General features: G+C 50.7%; 14 protein-coding genes and 1 pseudogene. 3 read left to right on the forward strand and 12 right to left on the reverse strand.

Annotated elements, in window-relative coordinates; genetic code table 11:
* The first annotated feature begins 108 nt into the window (after positions 1-108).
* Positions 109-1,296, forward strand: a pseudogene (locus BBSC_RS13435) (IS256 family transposase).
* A 54-nt stretch (positions 1,297-1,350) separates the two neighbouring features.
* Here BBSC_RS13435 and BBSC_RS13440 read toward each other — a convergent pair.
* The 10 genes from BBSC_RS13440 to BBSC_RS10415 all read right to left on the reverse strand — a co-directional run bounded on the left by BBSC_RS13440 (position 1,351) and on the right by BBSC_RS10415 (position 15,291).
* Positions 1,351-3,120 carry a thiamine pyrophosphate-binding protein gene (locus BBSC_RS13440; protein WP_231649014.1) on the reverse strand — a complete coding sequence of 590 codons (1,770 nt, stop codon included), beginning with the start codon at positions 3,118-3,120 and terminating at the stop codon, positions 1,351-1,353.
* A 294-nt stretch (positions 3,121-3,414) separates the two neighbouring features.
* The gene (locus BBSC_RS13445) at positions 3,415-4,422 is read right to left on the reverse strand and encodes a glycosyltransferase family 2 protein (protein WP_081893098.1); all 1,008 of its coding nucleotides are present in this window, start codon (positions 4,420-4,422) and stop codon (positions 3,415-3,417) included.
* 13 nt (positions 4,423-4,435) lie between these two features.
* The gene (locus tag BBSC_RS13450) at positions 4,436-5,419 is read right to left on the reverse strand and encodes a glycosyltransferase family 2 protein (protein ID WP_161787667.1); all 984 of its coding nucleotides are present in this window, start codon (positions 5,417-5,419) and stop codon (positions 4,436-4,438) included.
* Positions 5,420-5,427: 8 nt separating this feature from the next.
* Positions 5,428-6,435 (reverse strand): glycosyltransferase family 2 protein, encoded by a 1,008-nt coding sequence (locus BBSC_RS13455; protein WP_081893100.1) that lies wholly within the window; start codon positions 6,433-6,435, stop codon positions 5,428-5,430.
* Between the two features lie 28 nt (positions 6,436-6,463).
* A complete protein-coding gene (locus BBSC_RS13460; protein ID WP_152600889.1) occupies positions 6,464-7,582 on the reverse strand; it encodes an EpsG family protein in 1,119 nt (372 codons plus the stop codon).
* Between the two features lie 45 nt (positions 7,583-7,627).
* Entirely contained in the window at positions 7,628-8,863 is a 1,236-nt protein-coding gene (locus BBSC_RS13465) for a glycosyltransferase family 4 protein (protein ID WP_231649013.1), read from the reverse strand.
* 55 nt (positions 8,864-8,918) lie between these two features.
* Entirely contained in the window at positions 8,919-10,040 is a 1,122-nt protein-coding gene (locus BBSC_RS13470; RefSeq protein WP_081893102.1) for a glycosyltransferase family 1 protein, read from the reverse strand.
* Positions 10,041-10,141: 101 nt separating this feature from the next.
* On the reverse strand, positions 10,142-12,817 hold the full coding sequence (locus BBSC_RS13475; protein ID WP_156182679.1) for an InlB B-repeat-containing protein: 2,676 nt from the start codon (positions 12,815-12,817) through the stop codon (positions 10,142-10,144).
* 154 nt (positions 12,818-12,971) lie between these two features.
* The gene (locus BBSC_RS10410; RefSeq protein WP_046726066.1) at positions 12,972-14,294 is read right to left on the reverse strand and encodes a hypothetical protein; all 1,323 of its coding nucleotides are present in this window, start codon (positions 14,292-14,294) and stop codon (positions 12,972-12,974) included.
* A gap of 391 nt (positions 14,295-14,685) precedes the next feature.
* The gene (locus tag BBSC_RS10415) at positions 14,686-15,291 is read right to left on the reverse strand and encodes an arsenate reductase/protein-tyrosine-phosphatase family protein (RefSeq protein ID WP_033519885.1); all 606 of its coding nucleotides are present in this window, start codon (positions 15,289-15,291) and stop codon (positions 14,686-14,688) included.
* Positions 15,292-15,638: 347 nt separating this feature from the next.
* Here BBSC_RS10415 and BBSC_RS10420 point away from each other — a divergent pair, with 347 nt between their 5' ends.
* Together BBSC_RS10420 and BBSC_RS10425 are read left to right on the forward strand one after the other, a co-directional pair.
* Positions 15,639-17,246, forward strand: a complete 1,608-nt coding sequence (locus tag BBSC_RS10420) for a sugar transferase (protein ID WP_046726067.1) — start codon at positions 15,639-15,641, stop codon at positions 17,244-17,246.
* Positions 17,247-17,583: 337 nt separating this feature from the next.
* A complete protein-coding gene (locus BBSC_RS10425) occupies positions 17,584-19,269 on the forward strand; it encodes an MDR family MFS transporter (protein WP_046726281.1) in 1,686 nt (561 codons plus the stop codon).
* 1,087 nt (positions 19,270-20,356) lie between these two features.
* On the opposite strand, the gene BBSC_RS10430 is transcribed toward BBSC_RS10425, so the two are convergent.
* On the reverse strand, positions 20,357-21,721 hold the full coding sequence (locus BBSC_RS10430; protein WP_033519540.1) for an Nramp family divalent metal transporter: 1,365 nt from the start codon (positions 21,719-21,721) through the stop codon (positions 20,357-20,359).
* 162 nt (positions 21,722-21,883) lie between these two features.
* Positions 21,884-22,693, reverse strand: coding sequence for an HNH endonuclease family protein (locus tag BBSC_RS10435; RefSeq protein ID WP_081893105.1), 810 nt, complete (start codon positions 22,691-22,693; stop codon positions 21,884-21,886).
* Positions 22,694-22,725: the final 32 nt, after the last annotated feature.

Genomic DNA, 22,725 nt, shown 5'->3' on the forward strand with positions numbered 1-22,725 from the left:
TTTGCGCAAATTGGTTGAGGGCTTGGAATAGGGCATGGCCCGTGTCCTGTGTACGATTTTCTGTCGCCAAACAAAACAAATCGCGATTGGAAACGAGGGCACGAAGCCATGTCACAGCAGATTCTACAGGTCGACCAGGCCATGTTGGAGACCACCCTGGACCGGATGGTCCGCAAAAGCGTCGAGGAGACGTTGAACGCGATGCCCGACGCTTCAGGCCTACGAGATCACCGGCGCCGCCCGATACGAGCGCAGCGGGAAGCGGAAGGCGTACCGGGCCGGCCACTACGGGCGGGACCTGACCGTCAAGGCCGGCAAGATGAGCCTCAAAGTACCGAAACTGAAAGGGGCGGTGTTCGAGTCGGCGGTGATCGAACGCTACCGGCGCCGTGAGGAGAGCGCCCGGGGAGGCGCTGATCGACATGTACCTGGCCGGCGTGAGCACCCGGCAGGTCGATGATGTCGCCCAGTTGTTGTGGGGCGATCGCATGCCCTCGCAGACCCTGAGCGACAAGCTCAGGAAGGTGTACGCGGACATTGACGCATGGCGGGAGCGTCCGTTGGAACAGGAGTATGCGTACGTGTTCATGGACGGCGTGTGGCACAAGCGCTGCTGGGGAGGCAGCGTGGAGAACGTGAGCGTGCTGGTGGCCATCGGCGTCGGTGCCGACGGGCGGCGCGAGGTGCTTTCGGTGGCGGAGGGCATGAAGGAGGACGCGGAAAGCTGGCGCTCGTTCATCAAAGGCATGCTCGCACGAGGGTTGAGGGGCGTGCGATTGGTGACGGGAGACCGGTGTGCGGGGCTGGTCGCCGCCGTGGGCGAATTGCTGCCCGGGGCGCGTCATCAGCGGTGCATGGTGCACTTCGAGCGCAACATCCTTGCCAGGGTCAACCCCGGGAACAGGGATTGGGCCGCGGACGCCCTGAAGGCCGTGTTCTCCATGGAGACCCGCGGCAAGGCGCTGGAGAAGGCGGAATCCGTCGCCGAGGAGATGGATTCGAGGAAGCTCGGGGGAGGCCGCCGAATGCCTTCGTGAGGGCATCGGCGAGACCACGACCTACCTGCTCGACGGCTACCCCCGCGAGCATCGCCGCCGCATCCGCACGAACAACATGATCGAACGCCTCAACCGCGAGATCCGCCGGCGCACGCGCGTGGTCGGCAGCTTCCCCGACGGACGCAGCGCGCTCATGCTCATATGCGCGCGCATCCGCTACGTGACCTCCAACGAATGGTCGACACGACGCTACCTCGACATGTCAAGACTCGGTGAGAACGTACCAGCAGCGCACTGATCACCGCCACAGGAACGGGCGAAGACCAAAGTGCGCAAGAATCCGGGCACTACCTTACTTTTTAATATGCTTGATTGTCTCAAGAACTCCCTTGGGAAGCATCTTTTTGACAGTGGCACGAATTTCTTGCTTTTTCCTCTGGGTCGGATCAAGGTCACCAATCATTTTTGCGGCTAAAGCATCATCATCAATGAATGTGAAGCATTCCATGAGTATCGGAGTCTTACTATTCGTATCCAAGAAATCGCTGATACTTTGTTCGAAATCTGATTTGCTATGCGCTGCAATATACGTGAAGCCGAGCGATTCAGCCCACTGTCCTGCCGGTGATGATGATGGTTTTACTGCATACTCATCATACGACTTCCACTGGTAATGCCCCGTTGCCGCAACATATGGATCGATAGTATCTCCGAGGGCACTGCCAGAAGAGTATGGCATATGAAACTCCCCACCTGTCCCATTATTAATCAAGAGTATCCTCACATTGTTTAATACATGTCGGTTACCCAATGCGTTCATATCATAGAAGAAAGCCAAATCGCCGGTAACTAATATATTCAGCTTACCAGGATCAGCCAAAGCTGAACCCAACATCGTTGAAATAGCCCCATCAATACCGAATCCACCGGTATTGCAGAAGCACCGAACATGCTCTGGAAGTTCAAAACAGTTCCAAGTTCTTAGACTATTTAAGATTGCAAAATGCAGAATAGAATTATCTGGAATCAGCAATGAGGTCTTCTGAGCAATCCAACGATGCGAGTAGGGGAACTCAGGCATCCACGAAACTAATTCTTTGCGGCGGCGTGCCCATGCATTGTAATAATCATGCGTACTTGACAACGAAGAATCGTATTGTCCAAAGAAATCCGACAGAGAACATTCGAATACATTAGTAAGACGACCAAAATAATCACGGATCTCGCCATCTTCAGAGACTCTCCATACTTCTGCGCCAGAAGATTGCAGAACTCCCATTGTAGGATAATCGCCAGAAACCTCACCAATATGGATAATGAGATCCGGATACAAATCTGGATTGGTAGCATTCTCACTAACCAAGGAAGAAAGAACTTTTCCCTCTCCACAATAGTTCACGGAATGATCACAAAGTACAACAGAATTATGGCTCTTAATAAAATCAGATAACGTCTGCTGCTCCTTAGCCGTGAACCTCGTTATCGCACCACAGAAAACCGCAACTTTAACATCCGGCTTGATTGCAGGAAAATCATCATGAGCGTAGTACCGGTGAATACATCTTGATTTCGGCACATCACCATCAAAGAAAGTGTTACCGTATAATGCCGCAACATTAATATGTACTGGACCACCGCCGTGTCGCTTTGTTTCAAGAAGAGCCTGATTAACCAGACGATTCGCATATAACGCATCTTCCTCATCTTTAACAACTGGCACGTCCACAGATATCAGTGCAACATCATGTTGTATCTGCGTCCTGTCGATATTCTGCGGAACAAGTTGTCCAATCATGTCAGCACCACCACGAAATGCCGTAATAGCAACAACAGGCAGTTTCCGATAGTACGCCTCGGTAAGTCCCGGTAAATAGTTTCTTGAAGCTGTAGCACCCGTGCAGGTAATCGCCACCGTCTCTCCACTTGTTTCAGCAAGACCACAAGCCATATACGCCGCCGAACGCTCATCTACGCTGGAATATATTTCAAAGAAAGGATCGTTCTGCAAAGTTACGACAATGGCCATATTTGCAGACCCGGGAGAAGCAATGACCTTCCGAACTCCATGTTGTTTCAATAGAGAAACAATGATCTGAGAATTTTTTTCATTACTATATTTCATATAAAAACCTTTCATATTACAAATAAGATCATCTCGCTATATGATAAATAATATATATTATATTAAAATATCAAAATTTGCCATCCCATAATATTTCTTCGTAGAATAATACTATGAAAAAGAATTAAATCTTTCTGAATGTCAAAAATTTAAAGAATAGTCATGATATTAATATAAAACTTATCACAACATAGGAAATCTTGAAGCACTAACCTTCTCTAGAAATTGCCATATTTCCCCTCCATGAGCACTCATTACAACTTTTCTCAATCACACGATAAGAATATATTAACTTCATCGAGACTTTTCAACCCGTTTGTAGAAGAAACAAGCAATAGGATGTATCCATAAAATTTTGGACCATACAACGAATATTCGTATCAAATTCTTTTTACCCATCAGAGAGAGGCCATGGCCATACTGTAGAATCCTCAATCTCAACATATTTTTCCATCTTTTTACAGAAGGGTCATTTTCTCTTTTTGCAATAATTTCAGACAAATAAGAAAAAAACTGCGTCACAACCATCGCATTACATAAATTAACAAACTCAGGATAATATGATGCAATATATTTTTCCAAATTTCCATAAACTATCATCAAATCAGACATGGCCTTATCGCGAGTCTTCATTGTCACAGTGTTCACCGAAGATGATGGTCGATCATAATAGTAATATAAAGAATAAGGAAGAAAGTATACACTCTTCGCATAACCCAAAACTTGATATGAAAGATCTAAGTCCTCTCCCATCATCACACCAATGGGAAAGACAACATCAGAATTCTCAAACACTGTAGACCGGATCATCATTCTCCAAATATTCCAGCCTAATTTACCGTTCAATAACATTTGAAGAGCTTCAGAACCCGACACACGTCGTTCATCAGGAAAACCATCTCTTGCATTATGAACAGAAACATCTTCAATATCAGAAACTCTATTAAAATCAAAATATACTATATCTACATTGCTGGATATAGCACATTCCATAAGCAACTCTACCGAACGCTCAGCAATCCAATCATCAGAGTCAACAAACAAGACATATTCACCTGTCGAAGAACAAACACCAGTCTCTCTTGCTCCAGGTAATCCTTTGTTTTCTTGATGCAAAACTCTAATTCGCTCATCTTTTTCAGCCCACTGATCGCATTTCTCAGGAGATGAGTCCGTGGAGCCGTCATCAACAACAATGATTTCAAGATGAGAATATGTCTGAGAAACGATACTACTGATACATTTATCAAGAAACTTCTCAACATTAAAAACTGGAACAATAATACTTACTAATGGCTTCATATCAATATCCTGATCAGTGTTTTACAATCATTTTCTTCAAAGGAACAACAAAATTGAATATAAATCTAAATAGACTCAACTTTATTAAAAATAATTTAAATTTATTATTATTATCAATAACATCTGACGGCATCTTGACACATTCATTGCAAATAGTGTCTTTGAGCCACTTAATGACATCCGCTTGCTTGGCAAAACCTAAGTGTGAAATAAAATGCTTAAGAAAAGCATTATACCCGGCAACATAAATACTATGATCATATTCTTTAAGAAACTCGATCATTTCATGATATGAAGCCATTTCATCCATATAGTATTTAATATGATCATACGAAGTCTTTTTATGCACAATCGATCCAGATCGTTGTCGATAGAAGTAGTAGCACTCAGGAACAAACAATCCGTGCTCTGCCCTCGCGACGATCTTGTACGTTGTCGCCAGATCTTCTGCCATTCTACCATCAGGAAAAGAAATATCCTTATATAAAGCTGTTTTAGACATAAAATGCCAAGCATAGCTATGTACTTGAGCACTCGCTATTTTCAATAACAAATCCGGAACAATTTCTTCTGAGTCAGTTAATTGTATGGAATCGCTATTTTCTAAAGAAGTACCCTCGTGATATCCAAAGAAAACAATATCTTGCTTAGTTCTCTTCATTCTCTCTACGCAGGAACCAATCATGTACGATGAGGTTATTTTATCATCAGAATCAATGAAAAAGACAAAACCATCGCTGATCATTTTTAATCCTGTGTTTCTAGCTGCAGAAAGACCTTGGTTGGTCTGATGCACGACCCGGATTCTTTTATCGTGCTGAGCCCATTTGTCACAACAATCTTGACTACCGTCTGTTGATCCGTCATCAACAAGTATGATATCCAGATTACGGTACAACTGATCAACAATGCTTTCTACGCATTCATCTACATAATCACAAACGTTATATATCGGAATGACAACATGCACAACTTCAGTATCGAGCATATTCTTCATATTCATCCTTAATTTTCATGACGATGACGAGAAATCACAGACATCATTGCCAATAGTCCAAACTTGGAAAGAATAAATTCAATTTTGTTTGTAACACTAATTTCATTAAAAGGTATTTTTTTTATATACTCGTTTATTATCCGTAAAATTCTTTTCTTAGTAATTTTATAGTCATTACCAGAAAATTGATTCTTGATATTGTATGACCAAATTAAGCTTGTATATAGATTTTTAATCGCCCAATTATTCTGGGTCACGAATAATGACGGATAATTCTCTTCAGAATATCTACTTATTTCTTCAATACTTGTCACATAATCCATAACCAATTGTGGACTTTTTTTGTCAAGAATAGATCCGCTCCGCATACGATAAAAATATAATGAATCATTAATTAATGCAATTTTGTTCGCAGAAGAAATGATCTTGTATGTTGTTGCCAGATCTTCCATCAGTCTATCTTTAGGATAGTCGATCGAAGATCCTACATAAATACTCCTTAATGCGAGGAAAGACCAAGCGTAGTTCGGTATTTTCTCTTTCCACATCCATTCGAGTATTTGCTCTGAAGAAAAACAAGATTCCGGATAAATAAAACCATTATCATTATTACCTGATGAGATAGCCGTCCCATCTTCTTTCATACAGGAAAACTTAAACATAACAACATCAGCATTCCATCTACAAGCAGTATCTACAGCGCACTGCACCAATGACGGATCTATAACATCGTCAGAATCAACGCAATACACATACTTTCCTGAGGCGTACCTTATCCCTGCATTACGCGCATCGGATAATCCACCATTATCTTTATGGATAACAGAAATTCGTAAATCACGTTTTTCCCATTCATCACACATAGCGGGGCAACGATCAGGAGAGCCATCGTCCACCAATATTATTTCTATATTTTTATACTTTTGATTAACAATGGAATAAATACACTTATCCAGATACTGTTCAACTTTAAATATTGGAACAACAATTGAAACGAGTGGTGAATCGTCAAACATTTTTTCTCCAAAAAAGTAGGAAGTATACCTATTCCATAAGAATATACGGAACCACAGATTGATAACCACGTATTCCAATAAAATAATAACAAGAAATAAATGATGTAACTATAATCACTAACACAACAAACATCACCAATCTTTTATCATCCATGCTTGACAGTACATATAAGAAATAAGAAATAAGGAATATAATAAAAAAATCAGCAAACCTTGCAAGCGACATACTGCCGACAAAAGCATTCAAGAGACAAACATAGGCAAGAGATCCTCCGAGAAGTATCTCTCTCGAATGAAATATAGATATATCCTTATCAGATAACAAACTGTTCCTTGTTCTATTATTTACAAAATAGTCAAATAATAAACAAAAAACAAAAATAATATTAGGAATAAGAATAGTAAAGAGTATATATTGAAAGGATCCCATAGCATCAAATTGATTGCCCGATGCGTAGTGCGAATATTTTGAAATCAAATGAGTAAAAATTCCCATTACTTTTTCAGGACCTATAATCCTAACAAAAAAAGAAACTAAATACGCCCCTAATATCACTGTAGATGACCAAGAGGATCGAAGCATGGGCACGAGGACTGCAAGCAAAAGAACAGCAGCCACGGCATAATGAATAGAGAATGCGACAATAAAACAAATTATGCTAAATATATATTTCTTTTTATAAGCAAGAACAAATGCGATTAGAGCAAATCCAAGAGCAAAATATTGTCGCGACGTGTTTAGAGCATTAAAAAAAGGCTGAAGAGTGAAGAACAAGAGAGGTAATAAAGACCACATTGATTCCTTGATCATAGTTTTTGTAAAAATAAAAATCGCCATATATAAAACTATGCTCTCAATAACAAAAATTATTTGAAAACTGAAACCATGATCCGCAAGGACGCGATTTAAACTACAATAACCAAACTCCATCGGACAATACTGTGAGTCGTATAACTGTCTCCAAGAAAATATATTAAAATAAGAAATATTATCTGTACCAACTGTTAGCCCGCGGCCAGCAGTCATAACCCCCATACTCGTACATTGCAATGCAAGCAGGAGAAGCCGCGCACTCCTTATACAAATAAGCCATGACAGAACAGCACAAATCGCCAGAATTGTAAAAAGTATTATATAAGGAGTCAATGCTAGATCTTTCTTCTACAAAATGGTCATTTTAAAGAAAGTACTTTAATCTCTAAATTGGGCAACAAATTGCCTTAAATAAGAAGAGGGTGATAGATTTTCACTCAATGACCTTCCACGAGATCCCATATTCTCCCTTTTTAAAGGATTATTCACAAGATCTCTAATGGCGATTGCCATATTAGCAACAATGTTATCATCCTTTTTGAGAATCACAGCTGCTTGATCGTCAGCATACTCAGGGATACCTCCGGACTTGGTCGTGATCAAAGGCCTACCGGAAGCCAATGCCTCAATGACGGCCAGCGGTGCAGGATCATTCCATATTGAAGGCAGACAGCAGATATCAGACATTGCATATATAGCAGGCATATCCGCATAATCGACAAATCCAGTAAACCGTATTCTATCATTGGCCTGCTGAGCCATCTCAGCAAGTTTTTGCTCAAAGGGACTCTGAATATTCGAATTATAGAAGAATGCTCCTGCAATTACCAGAAACGTATTAGGCGCATCGGCGAGCAGGAAAGCCTCCAAGAGTTCCTTGGCACCTTTCTCTTCAGTCAATCGTCCCGAAAAGAGAAGAACTATGCCGTCCTCTGGAATGTCCAGTTTTCCCCGAAAATCTTTGCCACGCTGCTGAATCAACTCATTGCTGGGATTGAATCTCTCGGTATCGACGCAGTTTCTCCATACTGCTTTCTGAGATTCAATCAAACCCGAGTCTGTTTCTTTTTTGAGAAAAACATCAAGCGTATCGACAATAAATCTGGAAACTCCCAGAACTTTATGCACTTGAGATATCTCATCCAAGCAACCGAAACCACCTGTCAATTCATTATGTAGGTGATAATACACTCTTCCTTTGTATCTTTTCGCGTTCCCATACTTCTTCATCACCATAAAGAGTGTGGCATGATTTTCAATAAGAACAGCGTCAAGATCCTCATTAGAAAGCTTCTTGGCAACCTTGCTGATATACCATAAACGCTGCGCTATATACCGGTAGCTCATCAACTTCTTTTTACGCAGCACATATTTCGCAAATGTATAAATGCCTGAATCCGCAAACTTCACGAACCAAGGAGTCTTGACAAACTCAAACTTTGCATGATCAAAATTCTTTGACTCTTCTTCAACGCCCTCAGTCCAAGTGGAATATACGGTGAAATTGAACGAAGATTGCCTCTCATTCTCTCGTAAGAGCATCATGTCCAAAGCTTCTACAGCTCCACCAAGTACATTGGGAACTGGCAAATATCCGGAAGTGACTATCCCCACGCGTGGTAATCTATGCATCGTACAATCTCCCGTTTTCGGCATATACTTGCTATTACTAGGAAATAGTAGCAGCAAGCGTTAGGTACCAATCGCACAATTCTCGTGCGCTATCTGAAATGTCGTATCCTGATTGGCAAATACGAGTCTGCTCATTCGAATGTTCCGCAGACACTGAAACTGCGGCAAGGGCGTTAACCCACCCGTTAGAATCGCGGAGCGATAAAAATGCCACAAGCTCTGGAATCAGAACAACCTCCTGCGGCACGAAAGATGAAGCCAGCACCGGCAAGCCCGCAGCCTGTGCTTCAACAGCGACCATACCGAGTCCTTCATATGTCGATGGAAACATAAGTACATCAAGCGCTTGGTAAAACTTGCTGACATCTTGCCTCACACCCAGTAACCGTACTGAATTCTCAATTCCAAGTTCATGGATGCGTGCTTCAACCTGCTCACGCATTTCACCGTCACCAATAAACACAAGAACGGCATCAGACCGCTTACGTAATAATTTCGAAAAAACGTCTAGCGTGAACAGGGGATTCTTTTGAAAGCACAGACGACCGATCTGACCTATAACAAGCTGATTAGGCTGAACACCGAGTTCTTTCCGTACTACATCACGGACAGTCTTGTTAAAGCGAAACGCGTTCGGATCAATCGCGTTATGAATAATGCGAACTTTCCCCGAGTCAGCAAGTTTCTTGCCAAAAAGCCATCGTGCCGTGTGCATGGCACAAGCAGCATAGTGGGTTGGATATACCGTCGCGAATGGCTTTAAAACTGTCTTTACAGCATTTTTTGCATACTCACGTGGATTACTCGTACTATGGCTATGAGCGATTCTCACTGGTACTGCAGCATGTTTGGCAGCCATGAGAGGAAAAACGCTTAATGCGTTTACATGAGAATGCACAATGACAGGTCTAATCTCGCGGAATAAACGTTCGCACTCTCGTAGATATTGAGATAACCTCTTATACGTCGGAACAAAGAAAACACGTCCGCCCAACGCTGTGATCTCATCAGTCGGGACTACAGTTGAGTCCTCCAACACCACAAAATCGAATTGAACTTGACTTCTATCAATATGACGGTAGTGATTGAGCACGGTAGCCTCCACACCACCACCTGTCATACGGCCAACGACCTGAGCCACACGCAAAGGACCCATCATTAAAATACTCCTAAATAAAGTTACGGATAAGAGGTGAATACATCCAGAGCCTCGGATGTATTCACCTCTTATCCGATCATATTCGTAATTCTACAAGAATCTCATCGAATACCTGCTATACCCTCGCTGCGGGCAAAGGGCGAGTTCTCATCCAAATTGAAATAACTGTTGTCAACTCCCGGAAATTGGCTCAAACTCCTAGAGGATTTACTCCACGACGCATACACCGTTTCGTCGTGCCAGATGCGCAACGCGTTGAAATCAACCTTGTCCAGGTAGCTCTTGCTCCACGACCAGCCGGCGAACGTATAGCCCACACGCGACGGATCCTTCGGAACCGACACCTGACCATCCTGAACTACTGTTTGATCCGGAACAGTACTACCACCGTTCGAATCAAACCGAACCGTGTAATTGCGGGTCCACGACGCATACACCGTCGTATCCTTCCAAATACGCAGCGCATTGAAATCAACTTTGTCCAAGTAGCTCTTGCTCCACGACCAGCCGGCGAACGTATAGCCCACACGCGACGGATCCTTCGGCACGGTAACGGCGTCGCCTTGCTTGACCTCTTGCGCAGGAACTGACTCACCACCTTGGGCATCGAACGTCACTGTATATCGGCGAGTAGAAGTCCATTGAGCAAATAAGATGACATCGCCACTCACACGATACGTCTTCAGATCAATCGGCTGAGTACCGGCAGCGTCCAGAGACCAACCATTGAACGAATACTGAGCCGGGTCAGTCCATTCCGGGCTGCTGGAAAGATCAAGCAGATCACCGGATTTCACAGACTTTGCCGGATATGCCTTTCCTCCACGCGTATCAAACGTCACCATATAGGAAGGAGGCGTTACATTGACTGGGGCTTCAGGAATAGCGGGAGAAGAGTTGGACCCATAGACAGTGATCTCCTGCAAACCTTCAAGAGGCTTATTCCACCCGGATATATCCGAAACTTCATCCCAACTGTTCACAGTAAGTCGCACGTACCGCCCTGTAACGGTTCCCGAATACGCATTCGGAACAAACCCCATGAACGTATTCGCCGAACCATCCGTGACTTGGCTGTAGTTCGTTCCATCCTGACTGACCGACAACGAATACTTGTAATTCGTATAAGCGTCATCATTTAAATGTGTGGTGAAATCGACTTCACTTATGGCGCTCGACACGCCCAAATCCACTGTTACCGTATAAGGACTCTTCGTGTGAGAGATATATCCACTTGATTCTGAATCCATCCCATCGGTCAATGCCAAAGTATTGCCGTTTTCGGAATCCACCGCGACGCGGCCCCGGGACAGATTCCGACCAATTTGTACGGGAACCGCACCGTATTCCTTATCGAAATCAACCTGCGGATACCATGCAGTATCAGCATAAGTAACGTTCATCGCAATGGGGAAGACTCTCCACGCATTCTTCAGTGCGGACTGCGGATTTCTATTAGCACCCCAATGCTGTCCCACTATGGTATACGTAGTACGTTTCGTACCTGAATCCGTACGAAGCCATCCAAATTGAGCATCATTGGTCGAAGCATTGCCGATTTCCTGCAGCGGAGACCAAGGGCCAGCTATTGAATCCGCATAAGCATACTTCGTTTGAGACGGATACCAGCCTCTCACCCCCGAACTAAAGAAGAAGTATTTACCATTGATCTTCTGGATTCCAGGAGCCTCACGCTTTTCACCTTGGAAGAGCGTCGCCACAAGTTCAGACGGAGCATTCCACTCACGATTCAGCTTAATCAGAACTGTATCGGTATTGCTATGTGCAGCAGCTACGATATACGCCGTATTATCGTCATCCACGAAGAGTGCCAAATCACCAACATCCTGATTCAACGGCCGATCAGCGAAATAGCTCTTAACAGTTCCGGACTCGGGATCGATATCAACCAGCAAAAGCCCTAACGTCTTATTGAGCTGACCATACAATATCGCATCGCCAGTTACGGTATTCCGTGTCCGGTTAGCATGCTGCATAGTCGCATTCGCGAGTTTCCAATCCGTACCAGTCTTCGAATCCTTCACTTTAAAGGATGTGTCACACTGGAAATGCGTCCGCGTATTGTTCAGCTGTGTCCAGAAATCCCAAGAGACACGCTGCGTGATCGAGAGCCCGCCGCCATCGTTATCGTTCCAGTTAAATGTGCTTTCACGACGATCCCAGTTGCTGACATGACGGCGTCCCCAGTACGTAACCAGTTGGTTGAAAGCCGGGCACTGCGTTCCGGTCACCACCGTTTCGGGATTGCTCTGATTCCAATCGGAAGGGTTTTCGGTCGATCCGGTCTGAGTAGTCGGGAATACTACATCCTGCTTTGCCAGTGGATTATTCCAGACCTGTTGAGCAGGTACAACATTGTTTTGGGTGAATGTTGTCTGTGACGGAGTAAAAGTCTCGACATCGTTGGTGGAAGCAGTTGCGATGACGGACGACCCCGACTTGGCCTGCACCTCGTATGCATACTGTTGGCCATCCGACAGACCGTAGTCATCCATAGTCGCGCTTGAAGTGGCGCCTACTTCAACGCGCGCGTCACCCTGCTTGCGGAACACCGTATATGAATCCGCACCACTCACTTTTTGCCAGAAAACCTTGGCGTTATCAGCACCATTCTCACCACTCAACTTAAAAACTTGAGCAGCGGCCCGAAAAGCAGGCCCTTCCGCATACGCGGTTCGGGACACAATACCCACTGTTAGGCAGATGGCCGCGGACACAGCCAGAGCAACAATCCGGCCAAGCCTGATTCTTGACAACCTTCGGGATCCTAAATGAAGCAAGTCCTTCTCCTCTCCTACTTCCCTTTTTCAATATGATATATCCGACTTGAAACAACCCGGCTCAGCAAGATCCCTCTATGAGAATGAATTGTCTCCATAAGCAGCGGCCTCGTCGCCCATTGTGCACGAATCATATGTGGTCCGGCACGATATCCCGCCGAGACCCGCCTCCCGCCCAGCACAAAAACAACGGCACCGCATAGAACGAGTAGGACTCGAACTGCACGAACAGGTATGCCAGCAAGAGCAACCAGCATACCGTCATCCTGTTCCACGCATGATGAATCGTGGTATACGCAACAATTGCCAATAGAAGGCACAGGAAACAAAGCACTCCGAATTCAGTAATGAAACTGACGTATGCACTCATCGTGAAAGTATTCGCCGGAGGATTGGACAGTTTGTCGATCTCGCTGTTACTCTTACCACCATGCAGGTCAAACCAGCGTTTCGCTCCCGCATACCCGGTTCGTACTGCATCGGAAATATTTCCAGCACCCCAGCCAAGCAGCACATGACTCAAATCATGCTTCCAGGACCATGCCGGAGCCAGCATATGGAAGATCCTTGAACTCATGGACTCATCACCGGACAACAGCCCATGCGTAACCAAAGAATTCATTCTCGGGTTCACTATTAACGCGACGATGCCACTAGTTCCAAGTGTTATCAGTCCACTTAAAAAGACCGCCGTAGCCTTGATCGATTTAAAATTAACGGCGACCAAGAGCCATACGAACAACGCCACCAGTGAATCCAATACGATTCTGGTGCCCGCGCCCATAATCGAGGAACCGACGGCGAATACAGGTACCAGTATGCCGATCCGTCTATCTTTGGTCAGCCAATATGTCGGCAGCAATACACCGAATAAGTGCATTCCGATGTAACTGGGCTCTGCGAACAAGAATTGAGGACGGCTCCATACATAAGGTCGCAGTAAAAGCTCCCCAAAGTATATCTGCACATTTTTCCACGCTGGATTCACCAACAATGCGATGAATTGAATCACCCCCGTGGCAAACGCAAACCAATACGTCGCCACCAGCACCGTCACCATACGTCGCACACTCAAATGCTTTTTCCATATCGCGATTTCCAGCGATGCCAAACAGCACAGGCCCAAAACAATGGAGACAAACGAGGTCAACGCCTGAACCGGATGTATGCCGATCGTGCTCCAGCCATAGGTGGATACGACAATCAACACAAACGGGAATACAAAAAACGGGAGATACCGTCCAAGGACATCTCGTAGGTACCGCCAGTTCAATACGGCATATAGTGCGAACAACCACGGGGAAATAGGGGTCCAGTATGGCAGGCTGATGCCGATCCGGGTACCATCGATGGGCAACATGGCAATTGCCGCGTAGAAAACCATATCCGTAAGCTCTCGAATGATCGGAGACGGTGGCGGCACATGCCGCGCGGTATTCTTTATCCCGTTCATTTTCCCCACAAATTGCCCTGTTTTTGGCTGGATACCTCGATAAGGAGCAGTGTAACCTACTCGGTTCAGAAGAATATGTACCACTTGTGAGATTGATGTGAACAACCCGGCAATACGGCTGAATATTCACTATGTTGCGGAACAAGCGTACGATCAGCCGAACACCTGCGGATGGCAGCAATCGCCGTTCAACCTTCCATGACATACGGTTGAACGCGCATGAACCGGCAACGGCACACAGGGCGGCCAGCACCCGGTTCCATTTTCGACTCGCAACGGATCTTCATCATTGCCGACGGATCATGCCCGTAGCCAGTTTCCCGGAATCACAAACTCCCCCTGCGGCAACCAGATTCCGGCCCCGCTTGAGTCCCACTGAACTCAGGAGAATTCACCACGCCGACACGTACTGCCGCGTGATCTGCGGCCGCACCGGCGCCTCTTGCACCCGGTAGTGCTTGCGCATGCTGGTGAGCATGGTGAGCAAAGCTCGGTTCGTCTGCTCGGCGGCAAGGCGGAACTTGGAGAACTCCTTGCCATGCGGATCCTCGATATCCTGGGCCTCCGGCAGCATCGGGCGAATGATCGACGACATATCGATCACCGACTGCAGCCGTTCCTGGATTGTCAGTCCCTTGACCATGCCGTTCTCTGCACAGTACTTACACATATTCGCGAAATCCGGCAGCAGGAAAGTGTACCGCACCGCCGTCGGAGCCAACGTCACGATATCCTTGCGTTGGCTCTTTTCAAAGCACAGGATCAGATCGGCGTCCGAGGCCATTTGGCTGGTCAGGCGCCGCGAGCGGAATCCACTCGACTCGATGCCCACGCTGTCCATCATGCGGGCACTGGACGGATCGATCTGATGCATCGGCAGACCATGCGTTCCGGCGCTCGATACACGCACCGTGGTTCCTTCAAGATAATGGGTCAGCAACAGTTCGCCCATAGGCGAGCGACAGATATTGCCCGTGCAGACGAACATGATATGCATAGCCAGTCCTCATTCACTTCCTTGAACACAACCTTGTGGGCATGCCCATATCTTAGTTTAAGGTACCATCCTACCCTCGCTCGTGGAAACATCCTATTCGATGGTCCGGAACACAGAGCGGGGGTATGCTTCGAACCACCCCCAACCAATGCGCACACGATAGAGTAGAAAAATTCAAAAGTGAACAGCGGATTACCACTGTAGAACATAATGAAATATAATGGTCAGACTTCTTTACGTTATACTCACCATCGGGTAGAGTGAGCGTGTTTCATGTTACGTGTAACGCGTTTCGTGCGATACGAAAGAGAAGTCCCTCTAAAAACAATAGAGGGGGGGGGAAGGCAATTAAGTTGAACAGCCAAAACGAAGGACAGTCTGCCGCGCCAACGTTCTTTGACGGATCATACTTTTCCTTGAGCAACGACGGTACCCTGCTGCACAGCGAATCCGAGACGAAACCGCCTCTTTTCGACTACTCTATTCCGCGCTGGCGTTACATATACAACGCCACCCTGGTGGTACTCGATCTGCTGATGACGCTGATCGCCACCGGCATCATGTTCGCGTTGTTGCCGGCACAGCGTCAGGCAGTCATGAACATGGCTCCGGACAATCAAGGGGTCACGGCACTGCTCGCGCTGGTCTGCGTGTCATGGATCATCAGCCTGTGCTGCACGCACACCTACGAACGCCACACGATGGGCGAGGGCTACTCTCTGTACTCCAAGCTGCTCAACGCGGCCTTCGTCGACTTCATCATGCTGTGCACGCTGGGATACCTGTTCCATCTCAGCATTCCCCGCTCGCTGAACATCTGCATTCCCATCGTGTCGCTCGTGCTGGTGCTCGTTGAGCGCTGGCTCATGCGACGGGCGCTTCACCGCAACCGCCGCAAGGGAGAGTTCAACTACCCAACCATCGTGATCGGCTCTCCCGAGGGTATCCACAAGATCCTGCGGCAGTTGAGGGAAAGCACCAGCCTCGGATACGCGCCCATCGCCGTGTGCCCGGTCGCTTCCGTACGCAACGAGGATGATCCGACCGAAGCCCAGTATCTGGTTTCGGTGCCATTCACTCCGGCCAATGACGACGAGGCGAAGCTCAAGGTACTGGCCCTCAACTCCCACCTGCCCCTGACCGCCAAGCGGCTCAACGCCCGCACCGTGCTGATCGCGGACGTGCTGACCCGCGACTCCGAAACGACGCGCACCCTGTCACTTGCTGTCGAATCCATGGGCATCGAGCTGGCCACCACCGCGTCCGTCGCCGATATCAGCGGCGCTACCCTACATCTGCGCAACGATCCGCTGATGCCGGTGCTCACCGCGCAGCTTACCCAGTACTCCACCTTTACACGCATCCTCAAGCGCGTGTGCGACATCGTGCTTTCCTCCATCGCGATCGTGCTCAGCTCGCCGCTCATGCTGTGGGCCGCGTACAAGGTGCACAAGGAGGACGGCGGTCCCGCGCTGTACTCCCAGTCGCGCATCGGCATGTATGGCCGCCCGTTCACCATGTACAAGTTCCGTTCCATGCGTATCGACGCCGACAAGATGGATGCCGCCGTGGCGGCCCAGGCCGGCGTGGAGCTCGGCACCACGTTCAAGCTCAAGGAAGACCCGCGCGTCACAAAGATCGGGCATTTCATCCGCAAGACCTCGATTGACGAGATCCCCCAGTTCTTCAACGTCTTCAAGGGCGATATGTCGATGGTCGGCCCCCGCCCACAGCGCCAGTACGAAGTGGACCAGTACTCGTCGCTCTACTCCACCCGCCTGCTCGTCAAGCCCGGCATCACCGGCCCGTGGCAGATCTCCGGGCGTAGTGACCTCTCGCAGGAGCAGTCCGAATTTGCCGACGTCTCCTACATCCAGAACTGGTCCATCACCGGCGACATCGCGATTCTGTTCAAGACCGTCGCCGCGGTGTTCAAGGGGACGGGGTCGTACTGATTCCGTTTGGGCGGAGGATGCGAGCTGTCGAGGGATGATTCGGCGCTGCGACATCCGCCACCTCCTGGCGTTACATGCGACGTGTACTTCGTGCACTGCTATGGATAGTCCACCGGGCTATCCATCCAGCGGGAGGATCGATACATGAGAAACCGGGGTGTGTTGTGCATCAACGTGCACAACACACCCCGGTTCTTTGTTGTGTAACAGCACATGCACACTCCCCTTACAAGAGTCCTCGGTACAGCCATAGGCGTAGTGTGTTCTGGTCACTTTGGTGAATCTTGCGCGATGCGGGCGCGGTCTACGGCACTAAGGTACAGGAAAGAAGTGGTATATGACTAGACTCGGAATGACGGCAACGAAACGCACACAGGCACTCACCAGCGAGGAATCATACGTCAACGGGCATCTGACCCGCACCGCATTCATCTCCATCGCCATCCTCACCTTCATCACCTTCGTGGGCAACTTCACCCAGCTGCAGCTGAGCGCCGCATTGCCAACCATCGTTTCGGAGTTCGGCATTTCCGTCACCACCGGTCAGTGGCTCACCTCCATCTTCCAGCTGGTCATGGGCGTGATGGTGCCGCTGACAGCCTTCCTCACCCGGCGGTTCTCCACGCGGCAGATCGTCATCGTCTCGATGATGGTGTTCACGCTCGGATCACTGTTCGCCTGGCTCGGCCCCACCTTCCTGCTCGTCCTGGTCGGCCGACTGCTCGAGGCCATCGGCACCGGCGTGATGTGGCCGGTGCTGCAGATCACCGTGTTCTCCATCTATCCGTTGTCCCGCCGCGGCATGGCCATGGGCACGGTCGGCATGGCCATGAGCGTGGCGCCCGCGGTCGGGCCGACCATCGGCGGCTGGCAGACCGATGCGAACGGCTGGCGCTCCATCTTTCTGACGCTGACCGTCATCGGCGTGATTTCGCTGCTGCTCGCCATCTTCGGCCTGCGTAATTTCGGCGTGAACGACCCGAGCGCGCGCGCCGATTTCTTCTCCGTCGGACTGTCGGTCATCGGCTTCGGTGGTCTGATGTTCGGCTTCACGAACATCGAATCGTATCCGTTCACGCATCCGATGGTGTGGGCCGCCATGCTGATCGGCCTGGCCGGCATCGTGTGGTTCGTTCTGCGGCAGGTGCATGGGGCACGCCGGTTCAACGCGGCCAAGGCGGCGTACCGCGCTTCGCAGGCGAATGAGTCGGAACAGGCGGGCGATTCCGCGGATGCGGAAGCGGAAGATACGGCTAGGGGCGCCGCCAAAAATGTCGCTGAGAATGCCGCGGTGAAGGCGCTCCCCCAGCCGCCGCTGCTCGATCTGGGCGTACTGAAGAACCGCAGCTTCACTGTCGGCACGATCTGCGCGGCGCTCAGCTTCTTCGCCTTCAGCTCGATCATGGTCATCATGCCGTTGTATATCCAGGACGATCGTGGCTATTCGGCCACGATGAGCGGCCTGATCATGCTTCCAGGCGCCTTCGGTCAGTGCATCTCACAGTTCTGCGGCGGCAAGCTGCTCGACCGCTTGGGCGCCCGACCCGTCGCCATCGTCGGATCGGCCACGCTGCTGTTCGGCACGATCATGATGAGCCTGATCGGTCCGACCACCTGGATCTGGTGGATCTCCATCTGGCAGTTCGTGCGCCAGGTCGGCATGGGCTTCGTGCTGATGCCCATCACCACATGGTCGCTCAACTGCCTGAAGCCCTCCGAGGTTTCCGCCGGATCGGCCGTGACCAACACGGCTCGCCAGATCGCCGGCGCCATCGGCGCACCGGTGCTGGTGATCATCATGGAAACCCTGACCGCATTGCGCCAAGCGGCGCTCGGCGGCGGGGCGGCGAACCGGATCCCCGCCAACATCTTCGGCATCGAGTGGACGCTGCGGTTCAGTGCATTTCTGGTGTTCCTGCAGCTGATGCTCGTGCTCTTCGGTGTGAAGGGCGACGGGGCCGGATCCTCGCGCGACGTGGCGCAGCGGGCCGTGGCGCGTCTGCGCGCGGCTCGGGAGAAGTAAGGCGGTTCTATTACCCCCGTTCTGCTACCACCCTCAGTCTCGCTTCGCGAGCCAGCTCCCGCCAGCGGGAGCATGCCAGTGCTGACCTTGGTAGAGCTGATTCGTTACCGCCTCGAAGATTTGCCTCGCTGACAGTCTCTTCAGCGAGGTAAATCTTCTACCCTGTAGAAACGCCACTTCGCGAGAAGACTCCTTAGCGCGGCAGATCTCCTGTTCTCAGGAGTATTGACTTGCCCACCGTGTTCTATCGCGGCAAGCCCATTATCCTTTAAGCGCATCACCCCGCTGACAACGCTCTCCTCAGTGCAAACCTTCGAGAGGTTAGAAGCAACGGCACACTATCTCTCCGAGATGTGGTAGAACGAACATCCTCTGGACGGTTCACCCCACTGACGGCATTCCCAGCGCGCTAAACCGCCCAGAGGCTGGACATCATGCCCCGCCGCTCCTTTAGACGTGGATCCAATATCCTATAGCAACAGCGCCCCGCTCCTATAGCAACAGCGCCCCGCGGAGAAGCTCCTCAACGGGGCAAAACACCGACTCTATAGAAGCACCACCGCGCACACCGCAATCCGCCACGGCAAGTCCATCATCCTCTAAACGAACCGCCTCGCTGGCACCCTCCTCAGCGGAGCAAAGCATCTAGTATCCTGCGTCGTAAGTTTGTGCACTATATTTGGCTCCCCTCTTGGAGGCTGAGCCGTGAAGCAAACAGCGGAGCTGTTTGTAGGCGAAGACGAACGACAGTGAGCGGATAAGACTGCGGCCGTAAGGCCGTCCTTGATTGCGGACGAGCTGGCCGCGAAGCGGACTGAGGAGAGCATTACCACGAACACCTGGTATTAAGCCGATTCGCGCATTCTCCCCTCAGTCGGCTGCGCCGACAGCTCCCCTCAGAGAGGTGAGCCAGAATTACTCAACGAATGAACGGTGCGGGATACTAGAGACAAGAAGCAACACCACGCTGGCGCTCCGCGTACACGCAATCCGCGCAAAAGAAACCCCATACGCCAGAAACCCCAAGCGTACCGAATCTCCCGCGCCGGCCGCACCCCTTCGTCCGGCTACGTCCGGCCATGCCCACCTACGCCCGGCCGGTAAGCGTCAGGAAGACCAGCAGCACGTTGAGCGCGATGATCAGCGCCACCACGATCAGGAACAGCACATGCTTGAACGTGCCGTCCACGTACTCCCCCATCAGCTGCTTGTCATGCGTGTACCGCATCAGCGGGATCACGGCGAACGGGATGCCGATCGACAGCACCACCTGGCCGATCACCAGCGCCTCGGTCGGATCCTTGGCGAACCACAGCACGATCAGCGCCGGTACCAGGGTCACCACGCGGCACGCCCACATCGGGGCCTTGATGCGCAGCAGTCCGTGCATGATCTCCGAGCCGGCATACGTGCCGACCGAGGTGGAGCTCAGGGACGACGCCAGCAAACCGATGGAGAAGATCGTGCCGATCACGGGGCCAAGTACCTGCGAAATCGCGCGCTGCGCGCCGTCGATGGAATCCGTGCCGGTCATGCCGTGCAGCGAGTTGGCGGCGAGCACGAGCATCGCCAAGTTCACGGTGCCGGCCAGCAGCAGCGCCCAGGCCACATCGATCTTGGATCCTTTGAGCTGGCGCTTGATCGTCGGCTTCACGCCGCCCTCGTAGTGGTCGTTGACCAGCGTGGAATGCAGGTAGATCGCGTGCGGCATCACCGTGGCGCCCAGGATCGAGGCGGCCATCAGCACCGAATCCGTGCCCTCGAACCGCGGAACCAGTCCGCCGGCCACCTCGCCCAGATCGGGCGGCGCCACGAACAGGCCGGCGATGAACCCGAAGGTGATGACCAGCAGCATCACGATGATGATGCGCTCGAACATGGTCTGCGTCTCGCCCTGGAACCACAGCACCACCGTGGACACCGCCCCGATGATCAGACCGCCGATGAACAGCGGCAGCCCGAACAGCAGGTTCAGCGCGATGGCGCCGCCGATCACCTCGGCCAGATCGGTGGCGATGGCGATGACCTCAGCCTGCATGAAGAACATGAACCGCCCGGCGTCGCTCATGCGGCTGCCCAGCAGCTCCGGCAGCGATTTGTTAGTCACGATGCCCAGTTTGGCGGATTGGTATTGGATGAGCACGCTCATCGCATTGGCGAGCACCAGCACCCACACCAGCAGATATCCGTAGCGCGCGCCTGACGTGATATTGGCCGCCACGTTGCCCGGATCCACATACGCCACCGCAGCCACGAACGCCGGTCCGAGAATGCTGGCGAGCGCATGCGGGTGCTTGGCCTTGCCTCCCTCGTGAGCCGCCCGATCACGCTCGATGTCCAACTCGCTGACGGGCCTTTCCCTGTTCTCAAAGGCCTCCGCCCGATCGACCGACCCGGTATCCGTCGTATCCGTCGTGCTTGTCGCGTCCGTCTGACCTGTCTCAACGCTCATATTGCGGTGCAACCTCTCCCAACCATCTGTACAACCGCTCAGAGTTATACGCCACCTTTATGACGAGACGCAATACCCCGTTCACCATTTGCGGCGTGTCCGCCGCCCGTCGCGCGAATATCCGCGGACACGGGTGGGGCGGCTACACGAAATCACCCCATGTCAGGGCAGCTGTTCGCTGGGGCAGGACCGCAGCACGGAGAGCATAGCCCGTTTCTCCGCGGTGGTGACGCTCAGCTCGTACTTGGCCTTCACACCGATCTGGCGGGCCACGTAGTCGCAGCGGAAGGCGCCGTTCGTGGGCAGCCAGTACGCGGCCGACGACGACCCCTTTCCCTGGTTGGCCGTGCCATCCACGGCGAGCAGGTTGTACATGTCATTGCCGTACCGGTACCGCTTGGCGCTGTCCCACATACTGGCACCGGACTGCCAGGCGTTCTCCAACGCCACCACATGGTCGATCTGCACGGCGCTGCTGGTTTTCTGCCCGCGTACGAAGTGAATGGTCTCGCCGGTGTACGGGTCGTCGAGCACGCCGGTTTTCACCGTGCATCCGCCCGCATGGGTATAGGTCACATCCGTCATGTCGCGGGCGAGCACATCGTCGCGCGCGTCGCAGCCGTTGCCGTCATCATCAGTTTTGCGATAACCGAACAGATCGCGGTCGTAGCCGGTCGTGACCGGGCTGTCATTGACCGTCAGCCGGTTCAGCGCGTCCGCGGCCGGGCCGCTCGCCGCGTACTCGCCGGTCAGTTTGCCGACGTCCGGGCTGACTTTGGGCAGTCCGATGCCGACGCTGATGCCGATCACCACCGCGATGACCAGCAGGATCAGCACGCGCTCCAGCGGGCTGCTCGCATTGAACCGACGCTTGCGGAAATGGGCACGGCCTCCCGAGGAATAGCGGGAATAGCCGGCGTTCCGGGAGGAGCCACTCCTCCCGGAACGCCCGGAATATCCGCGTCTGCTCATGATCGATCTCTCGCGTGCGTGCCCTGCACCGC

Origin of the sequence: Bifidobacterium scardovii JCM 12489 = DSM 13734, assembly GCF_001042635.1 — a bacterium.
In the GTDB taxonomy this organism is placed as follows: Bacteria; Actinomycetota; Actinomycetes; order Actinomycetales; family Bifidobacteriaceae; genus Bifidobacterium; species Bifidobacterium scardovii.